16 protein-coding genes and 6 pseudogenes are annotated in these 16,413 nt (G+C 37.4%); 9 read left to right on the forward strand and 13 right to left on the reverse strand.

What is annotated here, in order from left to right; all coding sequences use genetic code 11:
* The 3 genes and pseudogenes from M014_RS30660 to M014_RS0115920 form a co-directional block, all read right to left on the reverse strand.
* Window positions 1-1,053: hypothetical protein (locus M014_RS30660; protein WP_442852739.1), on the reverse strand; the 1,053-nt coding region annotated here is incomplete at its 3' end.
* Between the two features lie 94 nt (window positions 1,054-1,147).
* Window positions 1,148-1,588, reverse strand: a pseudogene (locus tag M014_RS30170) (collagen-like repeat preface domain-containing protein); the annotation flags it as partial.
* A gap of 114 nt (window positions 1,589-1,702) precedes the next feature.
* The gene (locus M014_RS0115920; protein WP_026592633.1) at window positions 1,703-2,665 is read right to left on the reverse strand and encodes a tyrosine-type recombinase/integrase; all 963 of its coding nucleotides are present in this window, start codon (window positions 2,663-2,665) and stop codon (window positions 1,703-1,705) included.
* A gap of 116 nt (window positions 2,666-2,781) precedes the next feature.
* Here M014_RS0115920 and spoVK point away from each other — a divergent pair, with 116 nt between their 5' ends.
* Entirely contained in the window at window positions 2,782-3,738 is a 957-nt protein-coding gene (gene spoVK / locus M014_RS0115925; RefSeq protein WP_026592634.1) for a stage V sporulation protein K, read from the forward strand.
* Window positions 3,739-3,781: 43 nt separating this feature from the next.
* On the opposite strand, the gene M014_RS30365 is transcribed toward spoVK, so the two are convergent.
* The 3 genes from M014_RS30365 to M014_RS0115940 all read right to left on the reverse strand — a co-directional run bounded on the left by M014_RS30365 (window position 3,782) and on the right by M014_RS0115940 (window position 4,788).
* Entirely contained in the window at window positions 3,782-3,916 is a 135-nt protein-coding gene (locus M014_RS30365; protein ID WP_001051869.1) for a hypothetical protein, read from the reverse strand.
* Between the two features lie 12 nt (window positions 3,917-3,928).
* Complete coding sequence (locus M014_RS29700; protein WP_170833591.1) at window positions 3,929-4,066, reverse strand: hypothetical protein; 138 nt, start codon at window positions 4,064-4,066, stop codon at window positions 3,929-3,931.
* Window positions 4,067-4,164: 98 nt separating this feature from the next.
* Window positions 4,165-4,788 carry a trimeric intracellular cation channel family protein gene (locus tag M014_RS0115940; RefSeq protein ID WP_026592635.1) on the reverse strand — a complete coding sequence of 208 codons (624 nt, stop codon included), beginning with the start codon at window positions 4,786-4,788 and terminating at the stop codon, window positions 4,165-4,167.
* A gap of 92 nt (window positions 4,789-4,880) precedes the next feature.
* On the opposite strand from M014_RS0115940, the gene hflX reads away from it, so the two are divergent.
* From hflX to glnA, 4 genes are all read left to right on the forward strand, one after another.
* The gene (gene hflX, locus M014_RS0115945) at window positions 4,881-6,158 is read left to right on the forward strand and encodes a GTPase HflX (RefSeq protein ID WP_026592636.1); all 1,278 of its coding nucleotides are present in this window, start codon (window positions 4,881-4,883) and stop codon (window positions 6,156-6,158) included.
* Window positions 6,151-7,422, forward strand: coding sequence for a methionine gamma-lyase family protein (locus M014_RS0115950; protein ID WP_026592637.1), 1,272 nt, complete (start codon window positions 6,151-6,153; stop codon window positions 7,420-7,422). Before hflX ends, M014_RS0115950 begins: the two co-directional genes overlap by 8 nt.
* A gap of 161 nt (window positions 7,423-7,583) precedes the next feature.
* Window positions 7,584-7,973 carry a transcriptional repressor GlnR gene (glnR, locus tag M014_RS0115955; RefSeq protein WP_000656778.1) on the forward strand — a complete coding sequence of 130 codons (390 nt, stop codon included), beginning with the start codon at window positions 7,584-7,586 and terminating at the stop codon, window positions 7,971-7,973.
* A gap of 48 nt (window positions 7,974-8,021) precedes the next feature.
* Complete coding sequence (gene glnA, locus M014_RS0115960) at window positions 8,022-9,356, forward strand: type I glutamate--ammonia ligase (RefSeq protein ID WP_026592638.1); 1,335 nt, start codon at window positions 8,022-8,024, stop codon at window positions 9,354-9,356.
* Window positions 9,357-9,471: 115 nt separating this feature from the next.
* Here glnA and M014_RS0115965 read toward each other — a convergent pair.
* Window positions 9,472-9,699 (reverse strand): annotated as a pseudogene (locus M014_RS0115965) (tyrosine-type recombinase/integrase); the annotation flags it as partial.
* 138 nt (window positions 9,700-9,837) lie between these two features.
* On the opposite strand from M014_RS0115965, the gene M014_RS29265 reads away from it, so the two are divergent.
* Both M014_RS29265 and M014_RS30175 read left to right on the forward strand, forming a co-directional pair.
* Window positions 9,838-10,263: a hypothetical protein gene (locus M014_RS29265; protein WP_026592640.1), complete on the forward strand. Its 426-nt coding sequence runs from the start codon at window positions 9,838-9,840 to the stop codon at window positions 10,261-10,263.
* A pseudogene (locus M014_RS30175) lies at window positions 10,256-10,363 on the forward strand (N-acetylmuramoyl-L-alanine amidase); the annotation flags it as partial. The gene M014_RS29265 and the pseudogene M014_RS30175, both read left to right, overlap by 8 nt.
* 312 nt (window positions 10,364-10,675) lie before the next feature.
* On the opposite strand, the gene M014_RS0115980 reads toward M014_RS30175, so the two are convergent.
* The 5 genes and pseudogenes from M014_RS0115980 to M014_RS27080 all read right to left on the reverse strand — a co-directional run.
* Window positions 10,676-11,158: a hypothetical protein gene (locus M014_RS0115980; protein ID WP_026592641.1), complete on the reverse strand. Its 483-nt coding sequence runs from the start codon at window positions 11,156-11,158 to the stop codon at window positions 10,676-10,678.
* 38 nt (window positions 11,159-11,196) lie between these two features.
* On the reverse strand, window positions 11,197-11,373 hold the full coding sequence (locus M014_RS30665) for a hypothetical protein (RefSeq protein ID WP_231503951.1): 177 nt from the start codon (window positions 11,371-11,373) through the stop codon (window positions 11,197-11,199).
* An 11-nt stretch (window positions 11,374-11,384) separates the two neighbouring features.
* Window positions 11,385-11,798, reverse strand: coding sequence for a hypothetical protein (locus M014_RS27075; RefSeq protein WP_231503952.1), 414 nt, complete (start codon window positions 11,796-11,798; stop codon window positions 11,385-11,387).
* 37 nt (window positions 11,799-11,835) lie between these two features.
* Window positions 11,836-12,711, reverse strand: a complete 876-nt coding sequence (locus M014_RS0115990; protein WP_026592642.1) for a DUF7018 domain-containing (lipo)protein — start codon at window positions 12,709-12,711, stop codon at window positions 11,836-11,838.
* A gap of 217 nt (window positions 12,712-12,928) precedes the next feature.
* Window positions 12,929-13,240 (reverse strand): annotated as a pseudogene (locus M014_RS27080) (helix-turn-helix domain-containing protein); the annotation flags it as partial.
* A gap of 515 nt (window positions 13,241-13,755) precedes the next feature.
* Here M014_RS27080 and M014_RS30480 point away from each other — a divergent pair.
* Both M014_RS30480 and M014_RS27090 read left to right on the forward strand, forming a co-directional pair.
* Window positions 13,756-13,905: pseudogene (locus tag M014_RS30480) on the forward strand (IS4 family transposase); the annotation flags it as partial.
* Window positions 13,906-14,129: 224 nt separating this feature from the next.
* On the forward strand, window positions 14,130-15,926 hold the full coding sequence (locus M014_RS27090; protein WP_231503953.1) for an exo-alpha-sialidase: 1,797 nt from the start codon (window positions 14,130-14,132) through the stop codon (window positions 15,924-15,926).
* A gap of 266 nt (window positions 15,927-16,192) precedes the next feature.
* Here the strand turns inward: M014_RS27090 and M014_RS28495 are convergent.
* A pseudogene (locus tag M014_RS28495) lies at window positions 16,193-16,408 on the reverse strand (IS3 family transposase); the annotation flags it as partial.
* Window positions 16,409-16,413 lie beyond the last annotated feature (5 nt).

Genomic DNA, 16,413 nt, shown 5'->3' on the forward strand with positions numbered 1-16,413 from the left:
GTTCGCCCTGAAGTCCTTGTTCGCCCTGAGGTCCTCGTTCGCCCTGAAGTCCTTGTTCGCCCTGAGGTCCTTGCTCGCCTTGAAGCCCTTGTTCACCCTGAGGTCCTTGTTCGCCTTGAAGTCCTTGTTCACCCTGAGGCCCTTGTTCACCCTGAGGCCCTTGTTCGCCTTGAGGCCCTTGTTCGCCTTGAGGCCCTTGTTCGCCCTGAAGTCCTTGCTCACCTTGAGGTCCTTGCTCACCTTGAGGTCCTTGCTCACCTTGAGGCCCTTGTTCGCCTTGAAGCCCTTGTTCGCCTTGAGGCCCTTGCGCACCCTGAGGCCCTTGCTCGCCTTGAATACCTTGTTCGCCTTGAGGTCCTTGCTCACCTTGAGGTCCTTGCTCACCTTGAGGCCCTTGCGCACCCTGAGGTCCTTGCTCACCTTGAGGCCCTTGTGCACCTTGAGGCCCTTGTTCGCCTTGAGGCCCTTGCGCACCCTGAGGCCCTTGTTCGCCTTGAGGCCCTTGCTCACCTTGAGGCCCTTGTTCGCCTTGAGGCCCTTGCTCACCTTGAGGCCCTTGCTCACCTTGAGGCCCTTGCTCTCCTTGAATACCTTGTTCGCCTTGAAGCCCTTGCTCGCCTTGAGGCCCTTGCTCTCCTTGAATACCTTGAATACCTTGTTCGCCTTGAAGCCCTTGCTCGCCTTGAGGCCCTTGCTCTCCTTGAATACCTTGAATACCTTGTTCGCCTTGAAGCCCTTGCTCGCCTTGAGGCCCTTGCTCTCCTTGAATACCTTGTTCGCCTTGAAGCCCTTGCTCACCCCGAGGCCCTTGCGCACCCTGAGGCCCTTGTTCGCCCTGAAGCCCTTGTTCGCCCTGAGGCCCTTGCGCACCCTGATAACCTTGTTCGCCTTGAGGTCCTTGCTCGCCTTGAGGCCCTTGTTCGCCTTGAGGTCCTTGCTCGCCTTGAGGTCCTTGCTCGCCTTGAGGCCCTTGCTCGCCTTGAGGTCCTTGCTCACCCCGAGGCCCTTGCTCACCCTGATAACCTTGTTCGCCTTGAGGTCCTTGCTCGCCATGATAACCTTGTTCGCCTTGAGGTCCTTGTTCGCCCCGACGTCCTTGCTCGCCTTGAGGTCCCGTCATTCTAATTGATGCAATTTGTAGTAAGGTAATTTGTAATTCTTCGATTCGTCCAAGGAGTCCTTTCAGTGCAAGACGGTTGACTCTAAATAATTTAGTAATGTACAGTAAAAAGTTTAGTAAGTTTTGTAATTCAATATATGTTGCATTTGCTACAAATGGTTGATTATCCAAAATCGTAATTAAATTTTCGACAATTGCAATGCCAGTTTCTCGTTGCGCAAGTGATAAGTTTAAGCGTTTTAGGAACCCGTTTATTATTTCTAATAGGTTCATAAGTTCTGTTATGTTAGATGGTGTTGGGTTAGAAAATACAGTTGGAATACTATCAGTTAAGCCACTTAAGGTATCAGAGAAAAGTTTCATGTATAGTTCGGGGATAGGAGTATAATGGACTGCTGGGGTACGACGAGGTTGTGTTGGAAAATAAGGTTTTGAAACTTTTTTCGGATTCTCATTAAAGTAAGACATTAAAATGCTCCTTTCTAAGTAAGGTGGTAAAAACCTATCATAGTAGATGCGAGTTGGGTATAAAAAGGAATAGGAAAACGGGCTGTTTATATAAAAAATAGCAAAAACGCCTATTTATGAGGCGTTTTCTTTTTGTCTTACATATTGATAATACCTTTTTAAGGAAATTTTTGATTTAAAACCAATGCGTTTCATTATTTCTTGTTCTGGAATGTGTTGTTCAATTAATCGTAAAATAAAGGTGTTTCGAAAATGCTGGCTGGAAATTCCTTTGCGTAAATTTGCCCTAGCTACCTCAAGGCGAATCATTTTTTGAACTGCTATTTCTGTTAGTGCTTTTGGTGCATCGTTTTCGTACACCCACCGATATGTGTTGCGATTGAAATCGAATGCCACAAATAGGGGATCATCACTATGGTATTTTGGGCGAACTGGTTCAGGGATTTTTTTATAATAGTTATATAGTTGTTGTTTGTCATCGTGAGTTAAATTAATGGTTCTTTCAATACCTGCTACAGCTGGAATAGAAATTGTATTCGTTTCAAAATGAACGTGATGCATATTTAATGACACCAATTCTTGGAGGGATAAGCCGTAGTCAATGAGTAAGTTAACGATAGAAATATTACGATCCATTAATAATGGTCGGACAGGGCGTTGCTTCTCTGATAACCCTTCTAATGAAGTGAGGGTATGTTTTAAACGTTTTTCGTCTTCTTTTGAAATGAAATCTTCATCACGTAACGCGCGATTCGGTTGGATGATGAGTTCCATATCCTTTAATGGGTTTGGGAGGTTTAAAAACTGATATAGTCTATTTAAGACAATAAATACACGGTGCATTGTTTTTTCAGAGTAATTTCGTTTTTGTTTTAAGTCGGAAAAATAATCTTCGTAGTCTTTTGTACAAAGTGTAGCCCATATATTACTAGAGGGAAGTTTTTTATTTTTTCCTAACCAATGACCGAAATCTTCAATATCATAGACATAACGTTTAATGGTTGAAGGTTTTCGACCTTTATTTAATAAAAAGGCAGAAAAAGCTTGTACTGTATCATGAAGTTCCTTTGTTTCCATATTCCCACCACCCTTTTTTCTTATATTATAGCAAATTTTTCTGAAAATAGTTATTTATTGGGGGAGTGGAAATATTAATAATATTATTTGGTGAGTCGATAAAAAGAGGTGATTGTATGGAACAATCGATGCGAAAAAAAAATAATAATCAAATTAATATCGTGTTAAATCACCGGAAAAAAATTTCAGTACCTGCTTCAGAAAAAAAAATGGTAATTTCAAGTGAAACGTCTACGAAGCATGAGATGCTACAGCGGATTGATGAGGAAATGGGTAAGCTTGTTGGGATGGAAGATATAAAAAAAATAATAAAAGAAATTTATGCATGGATTTATGTGAATAAAAAAAGGCAAGAAATCGGCTTAAAGTCAGAAAAACAAGTGCTTCATATGTTGTTTAAAGGGAATCCGGGAACGGGGAAAACAACTGTTGCAAGAATGATTGGGAAATTATTATTTGAGATGAACATTTTATCAAAAGGGCATTTAGTCGAAGCAGAACGTGCGGATCTTGTTGGAGAGTATATTGGGCATACAGCACAAAAAACAAGAGATTTAATTAAAAAAGCCATGGGTGGAATATTGTTCATTGATGAAGCGTACTCGCTTGCGCGTGGTGGAGAGAAAGACTTTGGAAAAGAAGCGATTGATACGCTTGTCAAACATATGGAAGATAAGCAACATGGATTTGTTTTAATTCTAGCGGGATATTCAAGAGAGATGAATCATTTTCTTTCTTTAAATCCCGGCTTGCAATCGCGCTTTCCATTTATTATTGAGTTTGCGGATTATACAGTGAATCAGTTGCTCGAAATTGGTAAGAGAATGTATGATGAACGAGAATATCAGTTATCAAAAGAGGCGGAGTGGAAATTCCGTGATCATTTACATGCGGTGAAATATTCATCACAAATTACATCATTTAGTAATGGGCGCTATGTCCGGAATATTGTTGAGAAATCCATTCGTACACAGGCGATGCGATTATTGCAAGAGGATGCATACGATAAGTATGATTTAATGGGAATATCAAGTGGCGATTTAACGCTTGAAGAAGAGACGCACAGTTCATAAACTGTGCGTTTGCTTTATGAAGGTAAGTGTAATACGTCAGGTGCTATTTTGTGTTTTTTGTTTTTGCTCGTTGTTCTAGTTTGCTTTTTGGACTTGTATCAGCTACATCTGATGCAAGTCCTTGTGGATTAACGCTACTGCTTTGTCCGCGATTACGGTTATTATTTCCTTTTGCCATTTTTTGTCACCTCTATTCTTCTTTAGCTTTTTGTTGATATGCCCTATGATATCGTTCCATTTTTTCACTTTTTTCATGTGCTGATTTTGGATCGAAGTTAATTTGGTTGACTGAGCTTTTTTGAGCTCCTTTGTTTACGTGATTTGTCATTATGTTCACCTCTCTTTAAAATTTAGTATGGACACTATGGACAGAAAAACACGTCAGAAAAGAAAAAACCCTTTACGATATGTAAAGGGGTGAAGTTGCTATTTATGAAGAGAACGCTCCTTATTATCTAAGCGTTTGTGTGGTAAATGCCATTTGTAATGAATAGAGATCATACGGAAGCAAACAATTAAAATGAATAAAATGTACAATGCCCAATCGCTAACAACGATTTTGGCACCGATTAAAACCCCTGCTAAAATCGTCCAAAATGCATACACTTCGGAGCGAAGAACAAGAGGTTTACGGCGTGCTAGTAAATCACGAATGATACCGCCACCAATTCCTGTTAATACAGATGCAACAATTGTAGCGCTAATAGGTAAGTTGAGTTTTTGCGCATAAAGCGCTCCTTGTACAGCGAATGCCGATAAGCCAATGGCATCTGTAATGTTCTCCCAACGTTTCCAGTGTGTAATTAATTTATTTGGAAATAGAAAGATAATCGTCATTGATAAGAGTGCAATTTGAAATAACATATCTTGTTGCCAAAAAGCGCCGATTGGATAACCAATTAATAAATTACGAAGGGCGCCTCCCCCAAAAGCAGTTGCCATTCCTAAAATATATACCCCGAAAATATCGTAATCTTCTTCCATTGCGACAATAGCTCCGCTGAGTGCGAAGGCAATTGTGCCAATGATGCTAAAAATTTCCCATGCCATGAATTTTCTCCCCCGCTAACTAGATGAAATGTGCTTCCTCTGCTATTATATTAGAAGGTTTAAATTTCGAAAAGGATGAGTGAACATATTTGATGGAAGAAAAAGAAAAAGTCATATTAGTTGGCTGCCAATTGCCTCAAGATGATGATGAACGGTTTATGCATTCCATGAAAGAGCTTGCGTCGCTTGCGAAGACAGCTCGTGCGGAAGTTTTAGTATCTACAACACAAAAACGTCCGAAATTTCATCCTGCAACATACATAGGTAAAGGGAAATTAGAAGAACTTGCAGCGCTGACAGAAGAACTGGAACCAGCTGTTATTATATTTAATAATGAGTTAACACCGAGTCAAATCCGCAATTTATCCTCTGTTTTAGATGCAAGAGTAATTGATCGCACACAACTGATATTGGATATTTTTGCTCAGCGTGCGAAATCAAAAGAAGGTAAGCTTCAAGTAGAATTAGCTCAGTTGCAATATACAATGCCGCGTCTTATGGGGCAGGGACTAGCACTATCGCGTCTTGGGGGCGGGATTGGTACGAGAGGTCCTGGTGAAACGAAGTTAGAAACAGATCGTCGGCATGTTCGCTCTCGTATTGATGAAATTAAGAAACAGCTAGTGGTTGTTGTGGAGCACCGAAAAAGGTATCGTGAGCGCCGAAAGGATAATCATGTATTTCAAGTTGCATTGATTGGTTATACAAATGCTGGCAAATCAACGTTGTTTAACAGATTAACAGAAGCTGATACATTTGAAGAAAACCTGCTATTTGCGACGTTAGATCCAACGACAAGAAAGATGCAATTGCCTTGTGGGTATACTGTATTGCTAACTGATACGGTAGGTTTTATTCAGGATTTACCGACGTCATTAGTTGCTGCGTTTCGCTCTACATTGGAAGAAGCAGGTGAAGCGAATGTAATCTTGCATGTCGTTGATTCTGCAGATCCCAATTATGTAGGTCATGAACAGACAGTGAAGCAATTACTACAAGATCTTGAAATTAATCATATTCCAATTATTACGGTTTACAACAAGAAGGATCAATTACATCAAAATTTCATCCCGTTTCCAAAAAGTGAGTTTCTTATGACAAGTGCTTTTGAAAAAACGGATTTATTACACTTGAAAGAATCGGTAGAGATGAAGATGATGGAAGAAATGGAAACGTATAAGGTTATGATTCCTCCAAGCGAGGGTAGACTGCTAACACTTTTAAAAACAGAAACGGTATTAACTGGGATGGAATTCAAAGAGGATGAATTCTTGTATGAGTGTACAGGTTATATATTTGTTCATTCAACATTGAATGGACAATTAAAGAGATTTTTAGTGCAAAAAGGAGAAGAGAATAGAAATGTTTGATCGTCTAAAAAATGGAGAAAGAATTGCTCCTATCGTAAAAGAAGTAGAAAGTCAAATTACAGATATACATAAACGCGTGGATGAGGTAATTGAGAGTAATCAATTCCGTGTATTAGAAAGTTTTCGTGAGCATAAAATTAGTGATTCGCACTTTATCCCAACAACAGGATATGGTTATGATGACATCGGTCGTGATACATTAGAAAAAGTGTATGCTGATGTATTTGGGGCGGAAGCAGGTCTTGTTCGCCCGCAAATTATTTCAGGTACACATGCGATTTCAACAGCTTTATTTGGTATATTACGTCCGGATGATGAGTTATTATATATAACAGGGAAACCGTATGACACGCTTGAAGAAATTGTTGGCGTACGTGGTAAAGGTGTTGGTTCTTTCAAAGAATATAACATTGGTTACAGTGCGATTCCGTTAACAGTTGAGGGGCGTGTTGATTTTAAAGCCGTAGAAGCGGCTATTCATGAAAAGACAAAAATGATTGGGATTCAGCGTTCAAAAGGTTATGCGACTCGTCCTTCATTTACCGTTGCGGAAATTAAAGAGATGATTTCATTTGTAAAGGAAATTAAACCAGATGTTGTTGTGTTTGTAGACAATTGTTATGGAGAGTTTGTGGAAGAGTTAGAGCCGTGTCATGTTGGTGCGGATTTGATGGCGGGATCTCTTATTAAAAATCCGGGCGGTGGAATTGTAAAAACAGGTGGATATATTGTTGGTAAAGAAAAGTATGTAGAAGCTTGTGCATATCGTTTAACATCTCCAGGGATTGGAGCGGAAGCGGGGGCGTCTTTATATAGCTTACAAGAAATGTATCAAGGTTTCTTCTTAGCTCCGCATGTTGCTGGTCAAGCGTTAAAAGGTGCAATTTTTACAGCTGCATTTTTAGAAAAGTTAGGAATGAATACATCACCAACTTGGGATGCTGCAAGAACAGACTTAATTCAGTCTGTTCAATTTGATGACAAAGAGCGTATGATTGCATTTTGCCAAGCGATTCAATATGCATCTCCAATTAATTCACACTTTACACCGTATCCAAACTATATGCCAGGTTATGAAGATGATGTCATCATGGCTGCAGGTACGTTTATTCAAGGTGCAAGTATTGAGTTGTCAGCAGATGGTCCAATTCGTCCTCCGTATGTTGCTTACGTGCAAGGTGGATTAACGTATTCTCATGTGAAGATCGCAATTTGTTCTGCAATTGATGCATTAATTGAAAAAAACCTATTAACAATTTCGTAAGGGAAAGCTGTCGATTTCGACAGCTTTTTTGCATAGAAGAAGGGATTTGTACCATTTTAAAAAAGAATAAAAAAATCATGTAAGAAAAGCTAACATCTATTGACACTAAACATAACATGGTATAAAATGAGAGACAGTTAAGGCGAAGGAGGAACTGAACAATGAAAGAAGATAGACGTTCTGCCCCGCTGTTTCCTATTGGTATTGTAATGGATTTAACACAACTATCTGCACGTCAAATTCGCTATTATGAAGAGCACAATTTAATTTTTCCAACCCGTACAAAGGGAAATCGTAGGTTGTTTTCATTTAACGATGTAGATAAGTTGTTAGAAATTAAAGATTTGTTAGATCAAGGCTTAAATATGGCTGGTATTAAACAAGTGTTACAAATGAAAGAAAATCAAACAGAAGCAGTGCAAACAAAAGGAGAAACGAAAGAAATTTCAAAATCCGAGCTTCGTAAAATTCTTCGAGATGAACTGCAACATACAGGCAGATTTAATCGAACTTCATTACGACAAGGTGATATTTCAAGGTTTTTTCACTAGAAATGACTGATTCTGAAGGTGTTTAGAGGGACTAAGGAGGAATTTATAATGGCAAGGTACACTAGAGAAGATATTTTCCGTTTAGCGAAAGAAGAGAATGTAAAGTATATCCGTTTACAATTTACGGATCTTTTAGGAAGTATTAAAAACGTAGAGATTCCAGTTAGTCAGTTAACAAAAGCTCTAGATAACAAAATGATGTTTGATGGATCTTCTATTGAAGGATTTGTTCGTATTGAAGAATCGGATATGTACTTGTATCCTGACTTAGATACTTGGGTAATCTTCCCTTGGACTGCTGAAAAAGGTAAAGTAGCCCGCTTAATTTGCGACATCTACAATGCTGATGGCACTCCATTTGAAGGTGACCCACGTAATAACTTAAAACGTATGTTGAAAGAAATGGAAGCACTAGGATTTACTGAATTCAACCTTGGACCAGAACCAGAATTCTTCTTATTCAAAGTTGATGAAAAAGGAAATCCAACATTAGAACTAAACGATAATGGTGGATACTTCGACCTTGCGCCGATGGATCTAGGGGAAAACTGTCGTCGTGATATCGTTCTTGAACTTGAAGAAATGGGCTTTGAAATTGAAGCATCTCACCATGAAGTCGCACCAGGACAACACGAAATTGATTTCAAATATGCGAATGCACTTCGTTCATGTGACGATATTCAAACATTTAAACTTGTTGTAAAAACAATCGCACGTAAACATGGTTTACATGCAACGTTTATGCCAAAACCATTATTCGGAGTGAACGGTTCTGGTATGCATTGTAACTTGTCATTATTTAAAAATGGAGAAAACATATTCTACGACCAAAATGGTGACTTACAATTAAGTGATGATGCGCGCCACTTTATCGCAGGTATTTTAAAACACGCGCCAGCATTTACAGCAGTAGCTAACCCAACTGTAAACTCTTACAAACGTTTAGTACCTGGATATGAAGCGCCTTGTTACGTAGCATGGTCTGCACAAAACCGTAGTCCGTTAGTACGTATCCCAGCATCTCGTGGCATAAGTACACGTGTAGAAGTGCGTAGTGTCGATCCAGCTGCAAACCCATATTTAGTAATGGCAACATTATTAGCAGCAGGTCTTGACGGAATTAAAAATAAATTAACTCCGCCAGCTGCAGTAGATCGTAACATCTATGTAATGACTAAAGAAGAACGTGAAGAAGCAGGTATCGTTGATTTACCAGCAACATTAGCACAAGCGTTAGTTAAATTACAATCTAACGAAGTTGTATGTGGTGCATTAGGTGAACATTTACTTGAGCACTTCATTGAAGCGAAAGAAATTGAGTGGGATATGTTCAGAACGCAAGTTCATCAATGGGAACGCGATCAATATATGTCTCTTTACTAAGAGTGAGGGGCCTTGATACTACGGTATCGGGGTCTTTTTTTCTTTCGGGCAATTTTATTGAGCGGTTGTTTGTTTTATCAACTGCCCGATAACTGCCCGGGTTTAATTAAAAAAATTATTCAAGGACATTTCTCATGTGTTCCTCGAATTTATTCATAGCTTCTTTATCTAATTTTTTACTGATGTGTGAATAAACATCAGATGTAATTTGCATACTACCATGTCCAAGACGTTCTTGTAAATATTTCATGCTGACACCAGCTTCAAGTTGAAGTACTGCGTGTGTATGTCTTAATGAATGAATTGGTAAAGGTGGCAGATTCGCTTTCTTTAAAATGATGCTAAGTCAACCATTCAACAGCATTCGGAAGCGCTCGAACTAGCTGTAAATATAAAGCAACTAGAGGGATATGTAAGTGGGGTTGGTTTAAACAATGAACTTCGGAATACTCGTTTCAATCAAGGGACGAAATATTGGGGATTGAGTTCTAAGTTTCCAGCAGTTGTTGATAATAACGTAACACATTTAGGAGATTTTAGTTTAAGATTAGCTGTTACTGGAGAAACCGCACCTGCCTATAACAGCTTTACGTCAAATAGGGTTCCTGTAACACCGGGTGAGGATGTTGTTGTTTCTGCATATTTTTACACTAAAGATATAGCAGAACATGACCGCGGTAAGATTAGAATGGTACCGATTTTTTTGAAGTCTGATGGAACACAATTAAAAGCTGCAACTAACGATTTCGCTATTCCTAATGATACATGGGTTAGACAATCTCACACATTGAAAGCTCCAGTCGATGCAGCTAAAGTCGGTTTAAGAGCATATGTATTACAAAACGGTACTTTCTGGATGGCACATCCTATGCTGCAAAAAGGAGATAAGACAAGTGCATATCATTGATAAGGTCTCTGTGAATGGCTCACAACAATATAAAGTGAAAAATAATCGAGGTAATGTGTATTACATTACTGCTAGTTCTTATTATGTAAAAATTAAATAATTAAGTAAAAAAGTGCACCTCCAATTGTTAAGTGTGTCTAACAATTGGGGTGCACATCATTAATTGAGTCGGCTTTTTTACTATGTATTAAATTTAGCATTCATAAGTAACTCTTTTAATTCTTCTGTAGATAATTTGCTTTCTAACTCTTTACTTAAGTCAAGTATAGAAGTTTTATAATCTACTGCTACTTGTAAACTATCAGTCTTCTTTTTTCTGCATTGTCTTTAGAACAAACTACCCCACTAATTAACATAACTGGCAATGCAACTGCTAATAGTTTACGTTTCATAAACATATACCCCGCTGTTATTATTTGTTTTTATTCATTTCTTTTGTTGCCTTGTCTATTAACTCAGCACCCGTTTTTAAGTCTTCCTTAGCGATTTCAACTATGTCTTTATCTTCTTCCTCTAAACCTTTTTGAATGTTTTCTACCGCGTTCTTTATGTAAATCATTGCTTTTCCTACGTTATGTTGTACTTCATAATCATTTGATGATACATAATCTAGTTTTTCTATCTTGTCTACTAATTCAAAATAAGGTTTAGATAATTCTTTTAGCTTAACCGCTTTCTTCTTCATTGACTTTCTACTATCTAGAAGGTCATCTATTTCTTTAGATTGTTCAGAAAAATCTTCAAGTAAGTATGATACGTTCTTTCTATAGTCTTCTTTCTTATTCTGCTCAACTGAAACTTTCATTGCTTCGTCTTCCTTCTTATTCGTTGACTCACAACCAACCCCAGTTAGAATTAACATTGGAATAGCTAAAGATAATAGTTTACGTTTCATTGTTATATACCCCTTTGTTTGGTTTCTTATTATTCGTTTTACGATTTTGTTAAGCTTAAAATAACTCCAAGTGACTCCATAAGACCGTCACTACCTTCATCAATCAGTTCACCTGACTTATTAATCTTTGTTTCATCTAATGTTGTAAACCCCTCTACCATTATGTCTAGACCTTTATCAAAAGTATATAGAGATTGAGATAACTCTGATTGCAAGTTATCGTACTCTACTGGTGGTTTAATTTCTTGTTTGCTGACTTCATTTCACTTACTACTTGCTTTAATTCATCGTGTGTGTTAAGGAATGTAGGGTCTTTCTTTTCTAACTCACTGAATTTATTTTGTGCTTGTACCCAAACCATAGATATGTTTTGTACTTTTAAAACGTAATCTGTTTTACTCGTTAGTCTACCTTCTTCGTCTGTCTCAAATACCCTTTCGCTTACTGCAATGTTGTTAGACTTCTTTTTCTTATTCGTGTATCTCTTTATTATCCATGTTAGTAGAAGAATAGGTACTGCTATGGACATTACTCTAGCCACTACCGATGTTTCCCCAGTTCCTAAACTAGCTATTGCCCCTGCAAGAGCGAAAAAGAGAGCAGGAACTATGATTACGAACACTAGTATTTTTCGTCCCATATGTAAAACTCCTTTGTTTGAATACTGTTATTGACTATTACCTACGTTTTACTTGACGCATCACGCTACCATCGTCTCCTACCATCTTGTATCCCGTATCAGTAAAGTTCTCCATTTTATAGGTCATAGATTGTTTCATTTCACCAGGTTCAGCCTTTTTGCCGTCTTTTACATATTCGTCTATTGTCAATGTCATTTCTCTCGTGTCTCCATTGTAAGACCATTTTCCATCCATATGTGAGTTCTCATAAGGTGTGTTGTCTACATCATCAAATATAGTGTATGTACCATCTTGACGGAACTCTGTTCCTTTAGTGAATTTATCACCAACATAACTACCCCATTCACCTACTATTTCTTTACCGTCTTTTGATAAAGGGATAGCGTCAGGTCTTTTGGTATGTTCTACAGCTTCCTCAATTGGTTTCATACCTTTTTCTAAGTAGTCATTACCTTTGTACATTAAGTCTTTTAATTGCTCCGTCTTATTCTTTGTTACAGAACCACTTTTTGCTAGACTTAATTGTGTGTCAATCGCTTCTTTATAACAGTCTATTGCTTTTAAAACAGATTTGTGTTGTTCTTCAAACTCTTTTGGTGGGTCTATCTTGTAAAACTTAACATATATTTCTTGTAACCCATCTGCACTTTTTAAGATTTTCTTGTTTTGCTCTTTTACATCCTTGTCTTTTCCTTTTGATACTTCAGTTAGTTCTTCCATCTTCAACTTTAACTCATAATGTAAGTTTGACATACGAGAAGGGTATGCTTCGTTCGATAACTTTTCCTTGTCTTCTTCTTTTACTTCTATCTTTGCTACCTTTGTGTCTGCTTTCTTCTCTATATTGTCTGTTCCGCAACCCCCTAGTAACATGATTGGAAGTGCTAAACTTACTAGTTTCTTTGCTTTCATTATGTATCCTCCTTTTAGGAAGTATTGTAATTAATTAACATATTGTACCATAACATAAATTATATAAATAAGATATAAAGATTTTCCATCCTTAAGAGAAATTTTGAGTGTTTTAACAATATGAAAAAATGTATTACGGTTGTAGAGAATCCCTCTCTGCATGTTTTTCTTCTTTACCCTTATTCGCCCCCGAACATTTAGTGTTTGGGGGCTTTTTTTATGCTCCCATAAACTCACTATCAAAGTAGAACTTATCCATTAAGTTATTTACAATACCGTTGAAGTAAGCGAATTTACCCTTATTCATTGTTGCTCCGGATTTAATTTTCATAACAAACTCTTTAATAGCTTTTAAGCCTATAGTAAGCTCCTGGTCTTTAGTAAATGCTTTATCACCTGTAGAGAAGTTAGTAGTTTTATTACACTGTCTTACGACCTTCCACAGTTCTTGAATTGTTTTTGATTCAGAATAAAAAGAGCTAGTTAAAGAAACGAAACGTTCTGGAACCCAGTGAGCAACAAAATCAGCCGCACTTTGAACCATAATGTTACCGTGAACCAAAGTTTTTTAGAAACTATTCCCGCGAAATTTGAAGTATAATATTGCCAGCCCCTTTTTATTAACTCATAAACTTTCCGTAAATACGTCATTTTTATACATCGTAACTGGTAAGAACTATTTCATTTCTTTATACTCTAATTCTTTTAACACTTTTTTTATAAAATAACCTTATTTCATCACTGTTAAAAATCCAACCTCTATTTAATTTTCCTGATATTTTATTAATAGATGGATACTTATCATTATTGTGTAATGCAATAGCAGTCCCTCGTATTTCAGAAAAGGTCCTTTCACTACAAGGGACCTTTTAATTATCTTTAAAATGCTTATACCGTTTAGATATTATATTCCACAGTTCAGGAATGTTTTTATATATATTCCTTACTATATCCATACTCATTTGCTAGAGCATTCTGACTTAGTTCTATATACAATTCTTCATTCGAAATTTTAGTGAGAATTTTTTGTTTCTAAAATTAAAAGGAATTTCATTAAGTCTTGAGGGATTTAAACAATGGTTTAGCTTAGTTTATATAGCCTTCTTTCGAAACGTATTTACTACACTTATACAAACTGAAATCGGAGGATTATCTAAGATTTCTCATTCTCTGTTTACTTGCTTTGAGCGAATTTAATAGATAATTGATATTATGTTTCATTAGGATGCTAGAGATATCAGGTGTCATTAATTCCTATTGAAAATGTGCTAAGGACAATGGCTAATAGCCTTGTCCTTTTTTTTTGACTTTCATATTTTATTGTATATTGGTTTTTATATCAAAATGTTTGATACCCAACCAGAGTAAATTCAAACTTGATTTCAGAGCCGATAAATAACTTTAAGAGGTGGAAAACTATGTATTGCGATGACGAGTACGAGATATATAAAAAGAAATATATAAAAAATATAAAAGTAGAATTAGAAGACCTTCAATTTCAACTCCAACAACAAAAACAACAACAAAAACAACTTCAAGCTCAACTTCAGCGCCAAGAACAAAACCAGGCACAGACACAAAATGATACAGATACTATATCAAATGTAGGAAATCCCACTATTAATATTAATGTCGATAATTGTTCTGAGCGCAAGGAAGCTAGGAAAAAGCATTATAGGGAACAGGATGACTGTTGTTCTGATTACACTAAAGATGAGAAAAAACATCATAAAAAACATAATGATTCCTGTTGTAATTATATAAGCTTAGAGAGACAGGTTAATAACTCCGCAAATGATGTAACAAATTTCCCACGAATAACCCAAAGTGAGACAAGCCTTGCTCATTTTAAAAATTTTATACTTTATGGATTTAATGATAGTAATAATAGTCCTCCAAGCTTTTCAGGGTTCGCTTTCTCTAACGATTTAGGTAATACTTGGACTGATGGTGGTTTTATACCAGTAAATCCAGGAGGGATCAATGCTGGTGATCCTGTGATAACTGTAGATAGAAATGGTGTTTTCTATTATGGTCAAATTGGGACAGAAAATATACCCGGTCGCCGACAAGATGTAATCAGCGTTTCAACAGGAACTATTAATCCTAACGGAGCAATAACAATGAATCGACCTCAAATCGTTGGGCGGGGACAAAATCCTCCTGCTATGGATAATCCCAACACATTTTTGCAAGATAAAGAGTGGATTACAGTAGGACCTGATGCGAATAATCCAGGTAATGAAGCACTGTATATTACGTGGACTGATTTTACGACGCCTACACCTAGCATCCTTTTTTCAAAATATACAACAGGAGTCAACTTAGCACCTATCATTACAGACCAAGTTATTATTCCTCCGGCAGCAAATACTTTTGTTAGTGGGTCTTTTGTGCTTGTAGATAATCTCGGTGGTATCTATGTCTTTTACGAAGAAATAACAGACCCTAACCCTGCAGATATGATACGGCCTCAGAATTATTTAAATACGCCTAACAGGACCATTCGTATGGTTAAATCAGTTGACGGTGGGAATACTTTCCCGATTCGCGTGGCAGTTTCAAACCCATTTGCTGCGGCTGCAACTGATACAGCACTTTGTGACCGCCCATCTATCGGTGTTGATAACGTCAGAAGGATTCGTATGAATGAATTCCCTCAGGCAGCGATTGGACCAGATGGCACTTTATATGTCGTATGGAACGCTGGCAGAGTCATTGGAGGTACGACCTTTATCGATATCTTTTTAGCTTATAGTACAGATAAAGGAAATACTTGGAATATAGTAGATATTACTCCAAGTAATAGCACTTTTACGTTTTTCCCATCCGTTGCAGCTAATAAAAATGGAGCTCATATTCAGTATAATCGTTTTAATGACCGGGGAGGCACTCTTGCCGGTATAGGTGATGGGACATTTGCGGTATTTTTGAAAAGCTTTTCTCTTTGTGATGGATTAAGTAAAGAGAAAATGGTAAGTACTGCATTTTCTCCAGTTCCGGTTACACATCCAAGCCCTGATACTGCCGATTGTTATATGGGGGATTACAATCAAATTATTACTGGTCCCGGAAACTGCTTACTTCACTCTTGGGGTGATAATCGCGACGTGATTATTCAAGGCGCTATTCAACGGGATAATCCTAATGTCTTCTTTAACATAACAGTTCCAAAAAAGAAGGACCATAATTGTGGTTGTGATTACGTAAGATAAGTTTGAAATTTGAGGGGATACGCCCCACCTTTGCCCCGCTTTATTTAAAAAGGTTTGGTATATTTTAAAAAGCTAAATTGCGAAAACGTTGATATGATGAGATTTATCGAATCATGTGGAAATGTTTTTAAATGGGAATCATGTTCCGCACGCAAGTTCACCAATGGGAACGCGATCAATATATGTCTCTATACTAAGAGTGAGAGGCCTTGATACTACGTGAATATACCCCTGTCAAGTAGACATTAGAGAAAAGACCTATATGGTTATGCACTTTTTATCACCTGAGTTCGATATTCTATCGGACTCAGGTGATTTAGTTTTTCTTGAAATCGTTCTGTGTTATAAAAATAAATGTACTCTTGTACGGCTTTCATTACTTCTTCTTTTGTCTGGAAGTTGTGTAAGTACAAACATTCTGATTTGAGGTGTCCAAAGAAATTTTCTATGCAAGCATTGTCTAAACAATTTCTTTTATTATTAATTG

Origin of the sequence: Bacillus sp. UNC437CL72CviS29 (assembly GCF_000482345.1) — a bacterium.
Lineage (GTDB): Bacteria > Bacillota > Bacilli > Bacillales > Bacillaceae_G > Bacillus_A > Bacillus_A arachidis.